Raw genomic sequence first — 16,780 nt, forward strand, 5'->3', positions numbered from 1 at the left:
ACGCCTCCTGAATCACCGCAACGGGCCGGGCCCGTTACGATGTCCTGCTTCACGTCAGCGCACGGATCAACCCGGCGGAGGCGCGGCTTGCCCGGTCGAGGCTTCTGCTTTCACGGTCCGGTCCTGCCAGCCGCCGCCCAATGCGCGGTAGAGATCGACCGTGTTCGTCATCCGCGCCAGCCGAACCTTCACCAGATTCTGCTGCGCGTCGTACAGCGACCGCTGGTTGACGAGCACGTTCACGTAGCCGTCGACACCCTCGCGATAGCGTACGTCGGACAACCGGTACGCCGACTGGCTCGCATCGACCAGCAAGCGCTGGGCCGTTTCCTGCTGGCCCCAGGTCGCACGCCCGTCGAGCGCATCGGAGACTTCGCGAAACGCCGTCTGGACCGCCTTCTGGTACGTCGCGACTTCGATGTCGCGATTGACCTTCGATACCGCCAGGTTCGCGCTGTTGCGCCCGTAGTCGAAGATCGGCACGCTGATCGTCGGCCCGAACGACCACGCCGCGCTGCCTGGATCGAACAGGTTGCGCAACGACGCACTGGCGGTGCCGCCGCTGGCCGTCAGCGAAATGCTCGGGAAGAACGCGGCGCGGGCGGCGCCGATGTTCGCGTTGGCCGCCATCAGCTGATGCTCGGCCGCCATGATGTCCGGCCGCCGCGCGAGCAGATCCGACGGGAGCCCGGCCGGCAGATCCTCGTCGAGCCGAACCGTCGCCAACGATTCGCGCGACAGCAGCGCGTCGTCGAGCGGCGCGCCGACCAGCAGCGTCAGCGCGTTGATGTCGGTCCGCACCTGCCGTTCGTACTGCGCGAGATTCGCTTCCGCGGCACGGACGGTCGTCTCGGCCTGACGCAGATCGAGCAGCGACGACGTGCCGTTTCGGTACCCCGATTCGACGATCTTCAGCGACGCCCGCTGGCTGGCGAGCGTGTCGGCCGTCAGCGACCGGATGTCCTGGTCGGCCTGCAGCGTCAGCCACGCAGTGGCCACCTCGGCGATCAGGCTGATCTGGGTGGCCTGGCGCGTGGCCTCGGTCGCCAGATAGGTTTGCATCGCCTGCTCCGTCAGGCTGCGGATCTTGCCGAACAGGTCCAACTCGTACGACGCGACGCCCCCGACGTTGTAGGAGCGCGTGACGCCGGCCTGCCCGGACGTCGACAGGTCCGACGGCAGCCGCTGGATCGACCCGGAGGCGCTGGCCGACAGCGTCGGCAGCAGGTCCGCCCGTTGGATCCGGTACTGCGCACGCGCCGCTTCGATGTTCAGCACGGCCACGCGCAGGTCGCGGTTGTTTTCCAGCGCCATGCCGATCAGCGTCTGCAGGTGCGGGTCGGTGTAGAAGTCGCGCCAGCCGAGTTCCGCGGCCGACGGCTTGCCGGCGGTGTCCGGTGCAGTGGCCGCGTATTGCGCGGCGACCGACGGGTCGGGACGATGATAGGTTGGGATCATCGTGCAGCTCGCCATCAGCAGCGCCGCGGGCAACACCGCGAGTTTCAGGATCTTCATGCGGTCACCTCGTCAACCTTGTCGATGTCGTCGGCCTTGTCGGCCTTGCCTGACTTGCCGCGCGAGAACAGGCCCGTCACCAGCACATAGAACAGCGGCACGTAGAACACGGCCAGGAACGTCGCGGTCATCATCCCGCCGACCACCCCGGTGCCAACGGAGTGCTGGCTGCCCGAGCCGGCGCCGTTCGAGATCGCGAGCGGCAGCACACCGAGCACGAACGCCATCGACGTCATGATGATCGGGCGCAGCCGCAGCCGTGCCGCCTGAACGGCCGCCTGCATCAACGACATGCCTTCCTTTTCGTACAGTTCCTTCGCGAACTCGACGATCAGGATCGCGTTCTTCGCCGACAGGCCGACCGTTGTCAGCAGGCCCACCTGGAAGAACACGTCGTTCGTCAGGCCGCGCGCCAGCGTGGCGACCACGGCGCCGATCACGCCGAGCGGCACGACCATCAGCACCGAGAACGGCACCGACCAGCTCTCGTACAGCGCGGCAAGGCAGAGGAACACGATCAGGATCGACAGCGCATAGAGCGCCGGCGCCTGCGAACCCGACAACTGTTCCTCATAGGACAGCCCCGTGACCGCCAGCCCGAATCCGTTCGGCAGCTGCGCCGCGATCTTCTCGATCTCCTGCATCGCTTCGCCCGAGCTGTGGCCGGCTTTCGGCTGGCCCTGCAGTTCGACGGCCGGAATGCCGTTGTAACGCTCGAGCTTCGGCGAACCGTATTCCCAGTGCCCCGACGCCACCGCCGAGAACGGCACCATCTGGCCGTTGCTGTTGCGCAGATACCATTTGTACAGATCCTCCGGACCCACGCGCGCATCGGGCACGCCCTGGACGTACACCTTCTTCACCCGGCCGCGATCGACAAAGTCGTTCACGTACTGGGAACCCCAGGCGGCCGTCATCGTATCGTTGATGTCGGCGATGCTGACCTGCAGCGCACGCGCCTTCTCGTCGTCGATATCGATGTGGAACTGCGGCTCGTCGTTCATGCCGTTCGGGCGGACATTGGCCAGCAGCGGGTTGTCATGCGCGAGCTTCAGGAACTGGTCGCGTGCCGCCATCAGCGCCTCGTGGCCTTGACCGTTCCGGTCCTGGAGGTACACGTCGAAGCCCTGCGAGTTACCCATTTCCATGATCGCGGGCGGCACGATCGGAATCACGATGCCGTCCTTGATCTTTGCAAAGGCCCCGCCAGCGCGCTGCGCCAGGCCGAACACGCTCGTATCGCTGCCCTTGCGCTTTTCCCACGGCTTGAGCGAGACGAATGCCAGCGCCGAGTTCTGTCCGCGCCCCGCGAAGTTGAAGCCGTTCACGGTGTAGACCGACTCGACGACATCCGCCTCGTCTTTCAGCAGGTAGTCGCGTACCTTGGTCAATGCGTCTTCGGTTCGTTCCGCCGATGCATTGCCCGGCATCTGGATCTGGACGAACAGCGTCCCCTGGTCTTCGTCCGGCAGGAAAGCTGTCGGAATGCGCGTGAACAGGAAGCCCATGCCGACCACGATCAGCAGGTAGACGACGATGTAGCGCCCCTTCTTGCGCAGGATCGCCGCGACCGCACCTTCGTAGCGGTCGGTACCACGGTCGAACGTCCGGTTGAACCACCCGAAGAAGCCCTTCTTCGCGTGATGATCGGCATCGCCCGGCTTGAGCATCGTCGCGCACAACGCCGGCGTGAACACCAGTGCAACCAGCACCGACAGCGCCATCGCCGACACGATCGTGATCGAGAACTGGCGATAGATCACGCCCGTCGACCCGCCGAAGAATGCCATCGGCAGGAACACGGCCGACAGCACCATCGCGATGCCGACCAGCGCGCCCTGGATCTGCCCCATCGACTTGCTGGTCGCTTCCCGCGCGCTCAGCCCTTCCTCGGTCATCACGCGCTCGACGTTCTCCACCACGACGATCGCATCGTCGACCAGCAGGCCGATCGCCAGCACCATGCCGAACATGGTGAGCGTGTTGATCGTGAAGCCGAACGCAGAGAGCACGCCGAACGTCCCCAGCAGCACGACCGGAACCGCCAGCGTCGGAATCAGCGTCGCGCGGATGTTCTGCAGGAACAGGTACATCACCAGGAACACGAGGATGATCCCTTCGATCAGCGTCTTGACCACTTCGTGAATCGACGCGTGAACGACCGGCGACGTGTCGTACGGAATGACGATCTTCACGCCCGGGGGCAACAGCGCTTCCTGTTCCTTGAGCAGCTTCTTGACGGATTCCACCGTCTCGAGCAGGTTCGCGCCGGTCGCCAGACGCAGTGCGATACCGGCGGACGGCTTGCCGTCGTACATACTCGAGATCGAGTAGTTCTCCGGCCCGAGGCTCACGGTCGCGACGTCGCCAAGCTTGACCTGCGAACCGTCGGCATTCACCTTGAGCAGGATCTGCTTGAACTCGTCGGCGGTACGCAGGCGCACCTTCCCGATCACGGTCGCGCTCAGTTCCACGCCGCGCCGCGTCGGCAGGCCGCCGAGCTGGCCCGACGAGACCTGGACGTTCTGCGACCGGATCGCGTTCGTGACATCGAGCGGCGTGAGCGAATAGCTGTCGAGCTTCGCCGGGTCGAGCCAGATCCGCATCCCGTACTGCGAACCCATCAGCAGGTAGTCGCCCACCCCTTTCGTCCGCAGGATCGGATCCTGGAGGTTCGATGCCAGATAGTTGCCGAGGTCGCCGCTCGACATCTTCCCGTCTTCGGAAACGAGCGCCGCGACCATCATGAAGTTGATCTGGTACTTGACGACGCGAATCCCCTGCTGCTGCACTTCCTGGGGCAGAAGCGGCGTCGCGAGCGACAGCTTGTTCTGCACCTGGACCTGCGCGATATCGGGGTTGGTGCCCTGGTCGAACGTCGCGACGATCGTCATGCTGCCGTCGGCGTTACTTTCCGACGACATGTAACGCAGGCCGTCGAGGCCGTTGAGCTGCTGCTCGATCGGCTGGACGACCGTGTCCTGGACCGTCTGCGCGGACGCACCCGGGTAGCTGACCGTGATCGACACCGCGGGCGCCGCGATGTTCGGATACTGGTTGATCGGTAGCGAACGAATCGCCAGATAACCGGCCAGCATGATGACGATGGCGATCACCCACGCAAAGATGGGTCGCCTGATGAAGAACTGTGACATGCGCGCTCCGACTAGCTGCCGTTTGCCGTAGACGGCGCGGCAATGCGCGCGTCACCCAGGTCGACATGGACGTTCGTCGAGGGCACCGCGACCACCTTCATGCCCGGCTGCAGTTTCTGCACGCCCTCGGTCACCACGCGTTCGCCCGCATTCAACCCGGAGCGGACGAGCCACGTATTGCCGACCGTCCGGTCCACCGCAAGCTGCTTCAGCTGCACCTTGCCGTCGGCATCGACGACCCAGGCCACCGGCGTGCCCGTCGTATCGCGCGTGATGCCCTGCTGCGGCACCAGGATCGCGTCGCGCTTGACGCCCTCGTCGAGCTTCGTGCGCACGAACATGCCCGGCAGGATCTGGTGATCCGGATTCGGGAACTGGGCACGCAACGTTACCGAGCCCGTGCCTTCGTCGACACTGACCTCGGAGAATTTCAGCGTACCGCCGTGCGCATACGACGTGCCGTCCTCGAGCAACAGCCCGACACTGGCCGCCCCTGCGCTGACGGTCTGCAACTGGCCGTCGGCAAGTTCCTTGCGCAGGCGCAGCATGTCGGACGACGACTGCGTCACGTCAACGTAAATGGGATCGAGCTGCGTGATGACGGCCATCGACTGCGCCTGGCCGTTCGTGACCAGTGCGCCTTCCGTCACGAGCGAGCGGCCGATACGCCCGGCGATCGGCGCGTACACCTTCGTGTAGTCCAGGTTGACCTTCGCGGTATCGAGATCCGCCTGCGCCTGGCGGTACGAGGACACCGAGTCGTCGTACTGCTGGCGGCTCACCGCGTTGTCGGCAAGCAGTTTTTCATTACGCTCGGCAAGATGCTGCGCCGACACCAGTGCGGCACGCGCCTTTTCGTACGCGGCCTTGTAAGGCGCATCGTCGATCTGGTAGAGCTGCTGCCCCTGCTTGACGTCCTCGCCTTCGACGAAGAGCCGCCGCTTGATCACGCCATTGACCTGCGGGCGCACCTCGGCGACACGCCACGAATTCGCCCGGCCCGGCAACAACGACTTGAGCGTGATCTCCTGCGGCTGCAGCGTGACCACGCCGACCTCGGGGACGGCCGCCACCGCGGCTTCCTTCTTCTGGCATCCGGCGACGGCCATCGACCCGACCACGACACACGTCGCAAGCAAGGCGCTTCTCTTGGGAATGATCATCCGGTACATACAACATCCCTCACTGTTCGTTTCATGTTTCTCACTCTCAACGTTGCGAATCCGGCAGCCACCGGGGAAGCCCCTCGGTGCGCCGGGCTGAACGACAAGTCCGGTTCGTCGATCCATATGGACGCCTGCGTGGCGCATCCGCCATCGCGACATGCATACGATCCGCCGCACGCAACGTCGAGTCGGCAAGTGGCACCGCCTTCAACAATTTCCGCGCGCAGCATGACCCCCACCCATTCCGTAGGTGTACTGATCTATAAGAAAGGACGTTAACGGTCCGGAACATCGCGCCCGTTAACACACGACCCGACGCAACGAATCACCCGTACGAATGACGCGTGCGATGCGACGGGACCATCCACCCGATGGGGTAGGCATGCCACCCGGGTTGCCGGGCGCCTGTCGTGCGGGGCGGAAGCAGAGCGCGCTGCGCGCTATCCGTCCCCGATGGCCGGAATCCTCATGGTCGAAATTTATTCATCACTTGTTGATTTAATGCGATGGTAGGGCATCCGTCGCGACGCTGTCAACCGTTCAATCGTCGCGCCATGCGGCAGGACGGCACGCTCGAGGCAGCGCCAAACCAGGCGCAAGCGGCACTCACGTGGCAGAACGGACAGCGGATAGAAGTGCCACTCAGATCGAGGCAACGAGGTGCCAGGTGCGCCGACGGGAGAAGAATTTCAGCGATCGCACCGCCTGGACGAAGGGTCGGCGTCGAACCTGGCGAGCGTGTCGAAAGCGCTACCGCCACCCCGATCGACGCACTGAGCCGTCGTGGCGGACATGTCAGCGTGAAGCGATCGCGGGCACGCTTCACGCATGATCATTTTTGCGCTATCATTTTATTCACCACGTGTTGAATAATGTTGGCGAGCGATGCCAACGACCGTTCCCAAGCACATGCCGAACACGTCGATTGCCGGGCGCGATATGTCCGGGACGGAAACGACTCGTGAACCCGGAAACCGAAATGGACAAACTTCAATCGATGCGGTCGTTCGTACAGGTCGTGAACGACGGAAGCTTTATCCGCGCAGCCACCCGCCTCGGCATTTCTCAAATGATGATCAGCCGTCGCGTCAACTGGCTCGAGGAACAACTGGAAAGGCGCCTGCTCGTCCGCAGAACGCGGAGTGTGTCGCTCACGGATTTCGGGAAGACGTACTACACGCGCGTCAGCGACATTCTGGCGAAGCTCGACGAAGTCGAGCACGCGGTGTCGGTGCCCACGCAAACGCCGTCCGGAACCCTGCGCGTAGCGGTCTCCGTCGGCCTTTCGCTGCGGCACCTGTCGTCGTGCCTGCGAGACTATTGCGATTCGTACCCGGAAGTGGTTCCCGTTCCCGTGCTGGTCGATCGCCCGGTCGATCTGGTCGCAGACGGATACGATGCCGGCATCTTCGACCTGTCGTCGTTGTCATGCACGAGCCTCGTCGCGCGCGCGGTCTTCAGCTCGCCGCTCATCGCATGCGCATCCCCCGACTATCTTCAGCGGCGCGGCGAGCCGACGCGACCTGAGGAACTGGCCGAGCACGCGTACCTCGCGATCTCGGGCCCCCAGCGCGGCAAATCCGAGCTGCAACTGGACAGTGCCGACGGCACCGTGACGATCACGTGCCATCCGGCCGTCGTGGCCAACAATATCGATTTTCTGATGCAGATGGTCCTGTCGGGCGCAGGCATCGCGTTGATCCATCCCGCACTGGTTCAGCGGGAACTCGAGAAAGGCACGCTGAAGCGAGTTCTCCCGGATTACTGGGCGCCCTCGCCCACGTTCGGCATCGTCTACCCCAGCCGTCGCCACTTGCCGGCCAAGGTGCGAACCTTCATCGACCATCTGTTGGCGACGTTCGACGAATCCGAGACTGCCTGGCACAGCGCCGCATCGGCTCAATGCCAGGCAAGCGCGGATGCCGCGTGACAGCGGCTGCCCGCTCGGCCGCATGATGCGCCGGCCCCGCGACCTTCGTCACCACGCACCTCGCCGGAATTTCGTCGCACCTGGCACTTCGGCGCGACGGCCACGCTATCGCAGCAGCCCCATTGCAATATCCAGGACGCCTTGCTTGAATTTTTCGGGGTGATCGGGCAGCGTTGAAAATTTCGCGAACACGTGGCCATACGAAATCGTATTGCTGATCGCATTCACGATCATCGCGTGCATCAGCTCGGGATCGTGAGACTTCATCTTTCCCGCTTCGATTGCATCCGCGAGAAGCGGAATGAACGCGTCACGATAGGGGCCGAGCAACCGCTCCACGAGGACGTTCAAGCGCTCGCCGTGCTCCGTCGTGGCGGTCGAGAAGAACATGCCGATATCCGGGTTGGCGAACACGTTGTCGATGAACAGTGTCAATGCCTGCCTGATCCGTTCGACCGGCGACATCCGGCTGTTGCGGAGCTGTTTCGTCATCTCGATCAACGGTGCCAGTTGCGCGGCCAGTTGGTCGACGACCGCCGTCCACAGCCCCTCTTTCGACCCGAAATGATGCGCCATCAATGCAGGATCGACACCGGCCAGACCCGCGATTTCCCGCACGCTGGTTGCCGCGTAGCCCTGCTTGGCGAACCGCTGCCGCGCACATCGCAGCAGCGAATCGAAACCCACGTGCGCAGTGCCGGACGGGCGTCCCCTGGTACGTTTGGCAGTGGGCTGGCGCTTGGCCGAAGTATCGGAGCTGGGCATGCAGGAATAGCGTCGAAGGCGGGAAGAGGTCGAAGTATACCAAGCACATGTTGCGCGCCCAACGCGATTACCGTCCATACGCGCCGCGATCGTTCACCCCGACATACCCGCCACACCGACACCCGCCGTTCAGAAGAAATGCCGGATACCGATATCGGCACCGACGGCCGTCCCCTGAACGCCATACAGTGCCCCGTCTGCGGAAATACCGGTATTCATCGTGCCGTGGTTGTTCACGACAGCGACTTGCGCGCAGAGCGCCGTGCTTTTCGACAGGTTGTAGGTGGCCCCGGCAGCGCCCATGATCGAATGATTCGCCGTGTGATTCCGGTCACTGGTGAAATAGATCCCTCCGTTGAGATTCAACTGCGGTGTCACGTAGCTGTCCAGGCCTGCACTGTACACATTGGAATCGTACGAGTGCGCCACCTTGTAGTTGACGAACTGCGCCTTCGCCGTGACGACGCCGAAATGGTAGGTTGCGCCGATCGCGCGCCCCCAGAATTCGACCGTCGTCGGAATCGGCGTCGACACCGTACCGCCACTGTTGCCGGAATAGACTCCCGCGCTGATCAGGAGATTGCCGACCGTGTATTTCAGGCTCGCCGGATACCGACGGCCGGCCTGGAAATTGCCGGCGGCGCCCCCCCAGTGCCATTGACGCTTCACACCGGCAGATGAACGAGACGTTCGTGGTTCGGGCGTCGAAAGACATTGGTGACGGCGCCGCGCAAAAGCGGTTCTCGATTCAGTTCATCGACCCCGCGGCGGACATCACGATCGCAGCCTTGATCAGTGCGATGACCCGGATTCTCGACGGCGGCCCGAGTGCGCAGATCACCGCCGAGACAGTCGAATGCCTGATGCGGCTCTATGGCATCGCACCGGATAAAGCCCGCCGCCTTGCCGAAATGCCGCTGCCGGATTACGTCACCGATTTCTTCAAGTAACGCCGTCGCGGCCGTTGCGCGTCCATCGGCAACCCCGCACGGGCTCGGCACCCGCGACCGTCGAACGATCGCGAAGTGGTCATGCCGGGCCGCGTGCCATCGGGTACACCGTCGCGTCGCCGTTGCGACGGCCTGCACCCTGCACCGCCCTTTCGCGAGCGGCACCGGCTGCCCGATGGCGGTGATCTTCGACCACCCTCGCTGAAGTCGGTCGGCGTATCTGCCTGAGTTGCTCGGGCTGCGTTCGTATCGAACGCCCGCCCATCAAATATCCGGATCCGGAATCCGCGCCGACTGGATCACGACCAGCGTGTCCCCCGCCTCGATCCTGCACGGCGGGTCCTCGTAGAACGAAAAAATCTTCCCGCACCGATCGAGCCCGACGACGATCGCGCCCGGCACGACGTTCGTCAGGCAGCCGATCTCGCTTGGCATCGCCTCGCGCTCCAGCAGCGTCGCGCGGCCGCGCGTCGACAGCATGTCGTTCACGAACGGCACGATATAGCGGCTATGCACGGCATCCGCGAGCAGCAGCGCGCCGATCTTCGTCGACGACACGATCACGTCCGCCCCCGCCTGCCGCAGTTGCCGCTGGTACAGGTTCTCCTGGATCCGCACGACGATCTTCGTATCGGGCGCGATGCTGCGCACCGACAGTGTCAGCAGGATCGCGGTCGGATCGTCGGTCACGGAAATGATCACGGCCTTCGCTTCACGCACCTGTGCCTGCTGCAGCAGATCCTCGTGCGCGGGATCGCCGAGCAATCCCGCCACGCCGAGCGACGTCGCGGCCTCGATCGCCTGCTGCTGCGAATCGATCACGATGAGCGTCGCCGGATCGACGCCGCTCTCGAGCAGCTCGCGCACCGCGATCGACCCCGACAGGCCATAACCGCATACGACGATGTGATCGGACAATTGCTTCTGCAGGCGTTTCATGCGGAATTCCTCGATGACGCGCTGGATCACGAACTGATACGCCGTGCCCAGGAAAATGAACCAGATGACGATACGGATCGGCACGATGAAGAACGCATCGATCAGGCGCGCCCGTGCGGTGACGGGCACGATGTCGCCGTAGCCGACCGTCGCGACGGTCACCATCGTGAAGTACACGAGATCGGCGACGGTCATCGGCGTGCTCTTGGTCGAATCGCGCAACCCGTCGCGATCGAGATACAGCACGAGGAACGCGAGCGTGCACAGCAGCACGACCGCGCCGATACGGAACAGCAGCGTGCGCCGCGGCGACGTCGCGGGACGCGTGAACAGCGTGCGCGCACGCGGCGCCTGCCACGGATTACGGGCGCGACGCAGGCGTGAGCGCAACGAGCGGCGCTGAGCGGAAGGCGTTGCCAACGGGGAATCTCCTGAAGGATGCGGGCTCGATTCTACGATGGGTCGGCCGCGACCGGCCGACGTCATCGCGTCGCTTCGTCTGCTACAACATGCTGCGCGGCCGGACCATCGTCCCGTCGACGAAGCGCTGCGCGCGAAACGCCGACAGGTCGAGCGATGGCGCGCCCGTGTCGACCCATTCGGCAAGCAGCCGCCCGACGATCGGCCCCATCGCAAAACCGTGGCCGCAGAATCCCGTCGCAATCGCGAGCCCGGACGGCGTGCCCGGCGCATCGATCACCGGAATGCCGTCAGGCAGCACGTCGATCAGGCCGGCCCAGGCTTCGACGATCTGCGCGTCCTTCAGCGCGGGGAAGATTGTCTTGAGTTTCGTGAGCGCACGCGGCGCATGCGCACGATTCGGCTGCGGCTGCGGATCGCGCGGCTCGATCGGCCCGGCCGCGCCGTTGATGCGGGCAAGCGCATCGCGCCACGCAGCCCCGTTCACGTGCAGCCGGAACTTGTCGCGCTGCGACCAGAACTCCGGCCAGAACAGGCTCAATCCGCGCAGGTGACCGAGCGTCAGGTCGACGTCGACCTGCATGTCGTCGGCGAGATTGATCGCGCCGTTCTTGCGCTGCCGGATGCCGAGGCCGTGCCCCCACACCGTCGACGCCGACACCGGCGGCACCACATTGGTGCGCATGCAGGTGCCGCGGACGGCCTGCTGCGGTAGCCGGATGCCGACGCCGTCGAGCAGCCGGAAGCTGGTCGCGCCGGCCGCACAGATCACGCGCCGCGTACGGATCGTGCCGCGCTCGGTCACGACACCGACCACCGCGCCGCCGGCCGTCTCGATCGCGGTCACGCCGCAGCCTTCGAAGAAGCGCGCGCCCGCCTCGGCGGCACGCGCGGCGAACGCGGCGGCCACGCGGCGCGGCTCGGCCTGGCCGTCGGTCGCGGTGTACAGTCCGCCGAGCGTGCGTGCCTGCGACGAAAGGCCGCTGACGCGTTCGTCGATCTGCGCACGCGTCAGCGTACGCGTGTCTAACCCGTGCTCGCGCGCGACGGCGAGCCACGCGTTGAACGACGCCCAGTCCGTTTCGTTGTCCGCAATATAAAGACAGCCGCCCTGCCGCCATTCGAGGTCGAAACCGAGGGTTTCCTCTAGCCCCTCCCAGATCCGCATGCCGGCCATCATCAGCGGCACCTCGGCCGCTTCGCGGCCCTGCTGCCGCACGAAGCCCCACGCACGGGTCGACTGCTGTCCGGCGATGCGCGACTTGTCGAGCACGACGGCCTTCAGGCCGCGCAGGCCCAGGTAATACGCGGCGGTGCAGCCCATGATGCCGGCACCCGCGATCACGACGTCGGCTTCTGCCGGGAATCGCGTGCCGGCGAGGGTCAGGGCATCGTGCAGCGGATAAGTTGTCGTCATTGTTTCCTGTCAGGCGTTAATGCATCCGGATACGAACCGCGACGGTAACGTCGTGACACACCTTTCACACAAACGCACCTTTCACGGCGCTGAATGACGACCATTTTGCGGTAAAGTTATCTTTTCCGCGCGTGGCCGGTCGGCTCGCCCCTGGACGTCTTGAAGACTGTCCGTCGAGACTGCCGAAAGGCGTCGTTCTGAACGTCACGATCCGTTCCCGTAGCATGACCACTGAAGCAATCACCACGGATTCCCTCGCGGTTGCCGAGCGCGTGCGCGAGCTGATGACCCGCAACGGCATCGGCAAGCGCCAGCAGACCACCGAGCTGTGCCGCATCCTCGACCTGAGTTTCTCGCAAGGCCATCGCAAACTGCGCGGCAGCAGCCCCTGGACGCTCGCGCAGATCAAGAAAGTCGCCGAAGCATACGGCGAACCCGCCGCCCAGCTGTTCGGCGCGCAAACGCTCGACCCCGGCATGGTCGGCGCCTATTCGCAGGAAGCCGTCCTTTATGCGGGCGTCGCCGAGATTCCGTGCACCGCATGGATCGGCGCGCCGCTCGAAGCCGGCGCTCGCCCCGAGTTCGTCGCGTATGAACAAAACGGCCGCTGGCGCGTGCTGCGCCACACGGGCGTGCTGTACCAGAACGCGTACGACGTGCACAAGATCGAGATCTATCCACGCCGCGCGGAGAACGACAAGCTCGTCGTCGCGGTGATCGACCCCGATCGCGTCAGCGCGACCGAGCTGTGCCGCTATCTCGAACGGCAAGGCTTCGCGACGGCCGCATTCGACGGCCTCGCGCCGTTCGTCGACGCGCTGCAGGGCCAGGCGTTCGACGCGGTCCTGACCGAATGGCTGTTCGACGACAGCACGGCCGCCACCGCAATCAAGGCCGTGCGCACGTCCGACAACCCGGGCGCGCCGATCTTCGTGCTGACCGGCGACCTGCTCACCGGCCGCGCGAGCGAGGCCGATATCAGCGACGTGATCCGAGCGTTCGACGTCGTCTGCTACGAAAAGCCCGCGCGCATGGCGATCCTCAGCGCCGATCTCGCGAAACGGCTCGCGCGCGGGTAACGTCCCCGGGCCGTCCTTCTCCGGACGGCCAGCGTCTGCGCGGCACGGCGGTCGTGAACCGGGTCATAGCTCAGTACAATAGCCGCACCCGTTCACGCCCACGCCGGCTTCCGCCGCCCGACGCCATGGCCCGCCTCATCCCCGACGACTGGAAAAGCCTCGCCGCGACCGGTGCGGCCGAACGCGAGCGCGAAACGCTCGCCGCGCTCGAACACGCGCTGCCCGACAGCTACACCGTGTATCACGGCGTGCACTGGACGCGCGCCGATCAGGCATTCTCGGTGTTCGGCGAGGCCGCGTTCGTCGTCGTGAGCCCGGCCGGCCGCGTGCTGCTGATCGAGCAGAAAGCCGGCTTCCTGCGCGAAACGCCGAAGGGGCTCGTGAAGGTCTATCTGCAGAAGGAACGCAATGTCCCGATCCAGCTCGCGCGCACGCAGGAAACACTGCACCGGCGCCTGACGGCCGCGCTCGGCGCGGGCGTCTACGGCGTCGAGGCGCTGCTGTACTGCCCTGACTACGCGATCCGCGACGCGTCGATCGCCGGCGTCGCGGCCGACCGCATCGTCGATGCGTCGCGCAAGGCGCAGCTCGCGCAGGTGATCCTGCAGATCCTGCCCGAAGACGACGAGCACTTTTCGAACGCGCCGAAACTCCACCATTTCCTGGCTGACGAACTCGCGCTCACGCCCGATACGAGCGCGCTCGTCGGGCAGGCCGGCACGCTCGTCACGCGGCTGTCGGGCGGGCTCGCCGCGTGGGCGCGCCAGCTCGAATTCGCGCCGTTCCGGCTGCGCGTCACCGGTACGGCCGGCTCGGGCAAGACGCAGCTCGCGGTGCAGGCGATGCGCGATGCGGTCGCGGCCGGCAAGCGCGTGCTCTACGTGTGCTTCAACCGGCCGCTCGCCGACTACATCGCGCGCATCGCGCCGCCCGGCGCGAAGATCGCGAACTACCACCAGCTGTGCGACTGGGTCGCACGCGACGGCGGCTATACGCCCGACTTCCAGGTGCCCGGCGAGTTCGAGCGGCTCGAAGCGCGCTTCGCGGAAACGCCGATTCCCGAGCACTGGCGCTTCGACGTGCTGGTCGTCGACGAAGGGCAGGATTTCCATGCGCCGTGGGCGGCCGCGCTGGAGCGCTTGCTGGCGCCGGATGGCGCATGGTGGTGGCTGGAAGATCCGCTGCAGAACCTGTACATGCGCGAACCCGTCGCGCTGCCGGGCTGGGTCACGCTGAAGGCGCTCACGAACTACCGGAGCCCGCGCGACCTGCTCGAATTCGTGCGCGACATCGTCGGCCGGGTCGAGCCGCTGGCGGCCGAGCTGCGCTCGGGCAGCCCGTTCGACGGTTCGGATCCGTCGGTGTCGGCATACGGGGAAGCAGGCGCGTCGGGAGACGCACTGGCCGACGCCTGCATCGACGCGACCAAGCGGGCGATCACGCACGCGCTGTCGCTCGGCTTCCGCAAGCAGGACATCGCGCTGCTGTCTTATCGCGGCCGCGAAGGCTCGGTGCTCGCACCGCTCGACCAGCTCGGCCCGCACCGGCTCAAGAGCTTCACCGGCAAGTACGACCTGTTCGGCAACCCGGAGTATCGCGAAGGCGATGTGCTGCTCGATTCGATCTACCGCTTCAAGGGCCAGTCGGCGCCGTGCGTGATCCTCACCGAGGTCGACTTCGATACACTCGACGCGCGTGCCGCGCGCAAGCTGTTCGTCGGCGCGACGCGTGCGACGATGAAGCTGCTGATCGTCGCGTCGTCGCGCGCGGCCGCGCAACTGGCAGCCGTCTGACGTAACGGGCGGGCGACCGGCGGGCCAGCGCCCACCCGTCGCCGCCCCGGTCGATCAAGCCACCCGGAACGCCCCCACCGCGCGGCGCAGCCCGTCGGCCTGCTCTTCCAGCGAAGCGGCCGCCGCCGCGGCCTGCTCGACGAGCGCCGCGTTCTGCTGCGACACCTGGTCCATCTGCGACACCGCGCGGTTCACCTGCTCGATCCCGTCGCGCTGCTCGTTCGATGCAGCCGCGATCTCCGTCATGATGCCCGTCACGCGCCCGATCGCCTGCTGGATGTCCTGCATCGTCGTGCCGGCCACGCCGACGAGCCGCGAACCGTTCGCGACACGCTCGACCGATTCGCCGATCAGCGTGCGGATCTCTTTCGCCGCCGACGCCGAGCGTTGCGCGAGTGTGCGCACCTCGCCCGCGACCACCGCGAAGCCGCGGCCCTGCTCGCCCGCGCGCGCGGCTTCGACCGCCGCATTCAGCGCGAGGATGTTGGTCTGGAACGCGATGCCCTCGATCGTGCCGATGATGTCGGCGACCTTCTGCGAGCTCTGGTCAATCTCGTTCATCGTGCCGATCACCTCGCCGACCACCGTCGCGCCGCGCGTCGCGATCTCGCTCGCGCTGTCCGCGCACGCCTGCGCCTCGAGCGCATGGTCGGCGTTCTGCTTCACGGTCGCCGTCAGCTGCTCCATGCTCGCGGCCGTCTCCTGCAGCGCGGACGCCTGTTCCTCGGTGCGCTGCGACAGGTCGGTATTGCCGGCCGCGATCTGGTGCGTCGCCGTCGAAATCGCCTCGGAACCCTGGCTGACCTGGCGCACCGTGTCCGCGAGGCTGCGCTGCATGCCGGTCACGCCCTTGACCAGTTCGGCCATCTCGTCGCGCGAAGACCAGCGCACCTCCGACGTCAGGTCGCCGTCCGACAGGCGGCGGAAGTGCGACAGCAGCCGGTTCACCGGCTGGGTGATCGCGAAATGCAGGCCGACCGCGCAGCCGAGGCATGCGGCGAGGCCGAATGCGATACCCGCGATCGCGCCCACGCGCATCCAGCCGTAATAGGTTTGCGCGGTGTCGTACACCGCCTTGCCACGCGCGGCCTGATACGCATCGAGCGCATCGGTCGCCTGCGTGAGCGCGACCGACAGCGGCGGCGCGACCTGCATCAGCAGCCGGTCGGCCTCGTCGCGGCGGCCGTCGCGGACCGCGTCGATCATCGGCTTCAACGCCTGCCCGATCAGCGCCTGACGCGCGGCGTCGAGGCGGCTCGCAAGCGGGCCTTCGTCGCCGTCGTGCGGCATCGCCGCGTAGCCGCGCCAGGCGGTGTCGGCCTTCGCGAGATAGTTCTCGGCCTTCTTGACGAGATCGGGCACTTCCGGCGCTTCCGGATGCAGCAGCGCGCGGTCGAGCGTCGTACGCACGACCGTCAGGTTCAGGCTGGCCGCCGACAGCGCGGTCTTCGCAGCCAGCTGCTGCGTATAGGCCTCGTCCAGCGCGCGGTTCGAGCTCTGCATGCCGGCGAGGCCGATCAGCCCCGATACGACGAGCAGCGCGGCGACGAGGCCGAGCGTGGAGAAGATCCGCGTACGGATCGAGAAACGGGAAAACAGGACGTTCAGGTTCATGACGGGACGTGAGCGATGAAAGGTGCCACGGCAATCG

At 65.8% G+C, this 16,780-nt stretch carries 11 protein-coding genes and 1 pseudogene; 4 read left to right on the top strand and 8 right to left on the bottom strand.

Annotated elements, in window-relative coordinates:
• Positions 1-66 precede the first annotated feature (66 nt).
• From adeC to QZM67_RS03955, 3 genes are read right to left on the bottom strand one after another with little or no spacing between them, the layout of a single operon-like run.
• Positions 67-1,515: an AdeC/AdeK/OprM family multidrug efflux complex outer membrane factor gene (gene adeC / locus QZM67_RS03945; RefSeq protein WP_301800867.1), complete on the bottom strand. Its 1,449-nt coding sequence runs from the start codon at positions 1,513-1,515 to the stop codon at positions 67-69.
• Positions 1,512-4,670 carry an efflux RND transporter permease subunit gene (locus QZM67_RS03950; protein WP_301800869.1) on the bottom strand — a complete coding sequence of 1,053 codons (3,159 nt, stop codon included), beginning with the start codon at positions 4,668-4,670 and terminating at the stop codon, positions 1,512-1,514. Before QZM67_RS03950 ends, adeC begins: the two co-directional genes overlap by 4 nt.
• Positions 4,671-4,681: 11 nt before the next feature.
• Complete coding sequence (locus tag QZM67_RS03955; RefSeq protein WP_275891902.1) at positions 4,682-5,809, bottom strand: efflux RND transporter periplasmic adaptor subunit; 1,128 nt, start codon at positions 5,807-5,809, stop codon at positions 4,682-4,684.
• A gap of 988 nt (positions 5,810-6,797) precedes the next feature.
• On the opposite strand from QZM67_RS03955, the gene QZM67_RS03960 reads away from it, so the two are divergent.
• Positions 6,798-7,766, top strand: a complete 969-nt coding sequence (locus QZM67_RS03960) for a LysR family transcriptional regulator (protein WP_230624081.1) — start codon at positions 6,798-6,800, stop codon at positions 7,764-7,766.
• A 105-nt stretch (positions 7,767-7,871) separates the two neighbouring features.
• Here QZM67_RS03960 and QZM67_RS03965 read toward each other — a convergent pair whose 3' ends face one another.
• Together QZM67_RS03965 and QZM67_RS03970 are read right to left on the bottom strand one after the other, a co-directional pair.
• Positions 7,872-8,531: a TetR/AcrR family transcriptional regulator gene (locus QZM67_RS03965; protein WP_043177224.1), complete on the bottom strand. Its 660-nt coding sequence runs from the start codon at positions 8,529-8,531 to the stop codon at positions 7,872-7,874.
• A 129-nt stretch (positions 8,532-8,660) separates the two neighbouring features.
• Positions 8,661-9,188, bottom strand: a pseudogene (locus QZM67_RS03970) (porin); the annotation flags it as partial.
• A gap of 20 nt (positions 9,189-9,208) precedes the next feature.
• Here QZM67_RS03970 and QZM67_RS03975 point away from each other — a divergent pair.
• Positions 9,209-9,481 carry a hypothetical protein gene (locus tag QZM67_RS03975; protein ID WP_301800873.1) on the top strand — a complete coding sequence of 91 codons (273 nt, stop codon included), beginning with the start codon at positions 9,209-9,211 and terminating at the stop codon, positions 9,479-9,481.
• Positions 9,482-9,745: 264 nt separating this feature from the next.
• Here the strand turns inward: QZM67_RS03975 and QZM67_RS03980 are convergent, their stop codons facing one another.
• A complete protein-coding gene (locus QZM67_RS03980) occupies positions 9,746-10,840 on the bottom strand; it encodes a TrkA family potassium uptake protein (RefSeq protein WP_175026033.1) in 1,095 nt (364 codons plus the stop codon).
• An 82-nt stretch (positions 10,841-10,922) separates the two neighbouring features.
• Entirely contained in the window at positions 10,923-12,257 is a 1,335-nt protein-coding gene (locus QZM67_RS03985) for an FAD-binding oxidoreductase (RefSeq protein ID WP_301800876.1), read from the bottom strand.
• A gap of 224 nt (positions 12,258-12,481) precedes the next feature.
• Here QZM67_RS03985 and QZM67_RS03990 point away from each other — a divergent pair, with 224 nt between their 5' ends.
• Both QZM67_RS03990 and QZM67_RS03995 read left to right on the top strand, forming a co-directional pair.
• Positions 12,482-13,336 carry a helix-turn-helix domain-containing protein gene (locus tag QZM67_RS03990; protein WP_175026035.1) on the top strand — a complete coding sequence of 285 codons (855 nt, stop codon included), beginning with the start codon at positions 12,482-12,484 and terminating at the stop codon, positions 13,334-13,336.
• Positions 13,337-13,461: 125 nt separating this feature from the next.
• Positions 13,462-15,129, top strand: a complete 1,668-nt coding sequence (locus tag QZM67_RS03995; RefSeq protein ID WP_301800878.1) for an ATP-binding domain-containing protein — start codon at positions 13,462-13,464, stop codon at positions 15,127-15,129.
• A gap of 54 nt (positions 15,130-15,183) precedes the next feature.
• Here the strand turns inward: QZM67_RS03995 and QZM67_RS04000 are convergent, their stop codons facing one another.
• Positions 15,184-16,743: a methyl-accepting chemotaxis protein gene (locus QZM67_RS04000; protein ID WP_043177246.1), complete on the bottom strand. Its 1,560-nt coding sequence runs from the start codon at positions 16,741-16,743 to the stop codon at positions 15,184-15,186.
• Between the last annotated feature and the right edge of the window lie 37 nt (positions 16,744-16,780).

The sequence above is a fragment of the Burkholderia sp. AU45251 genome (assembly GCF_030482905.1).
Classification (GTDB): Bacteria; Pseudomonadota; Gammaproteobacteria; order Burkholderiales; family Burkholderiaceae; genus Burkholderia; species Burkholderia aenigmatica.

Excerpts from the sequence above, each read along its gene's own strand:
- adeC (WP_301800867.1), bottom strand. The coding sequence starts at position 1,515 with ATGAAGATCCTGAAACTCGCGGTGTTGCCCGCGGCGCTGCTGATGGCG.
- QZM67_RS03950 (WP_301800869.1), bottom strand. The coding sequence starts at position 4,670 with ATGTCACAGTTCTTCATCAGGCGACCCATCTTTGCGTGGGTGATCGCC.
- QZM67_RS03965 (WP_043177224.1), bottom strand. The coding sequence starts at position 8,531 with ATGCCCAGCTCCGATACTTCGGCCAAGCGCCAGCCCACTGCCAAACGT.
- QZM67_RS03975 (WP_301800873.1), top strand. The coding sequence starts at position 9,209 with ATGAACGAGACGTTCGTGGTTCGGGCGTCGAAAGACATTGGTGACGGC.
- QZM67_RS03985 (WP_301800876.1), bottom strand. The coding sequence starts at position 12,257 with ATGACGACAACTTATCCGCTGCACGATGCCCTGACCCTCGCCGGCACG.
- QZM67_RS03990 (WP_175026035.1), top strand. The coding sequence starts at position 12,482 with ATGACCACTGAAGCAATCACCACGGATTCCCTCGCGGTTGCCGAGCGC.
- QZM67_RS03995 (WP_301800878.1), top strand. The coding sequence starts at position 13,462 with ATGGCCCGCCTCATCCCCGACGACTGGAAAAGCCTCGCCGCGACCGGT.
- QZM67_RS04000 (WP_043177246.1), bottom strand. The coding sequence starts at position 16,743 with ATGAACCTGAACGTCCTGTTTTCCCGTTTCTCGATCCGTACGCGGATC.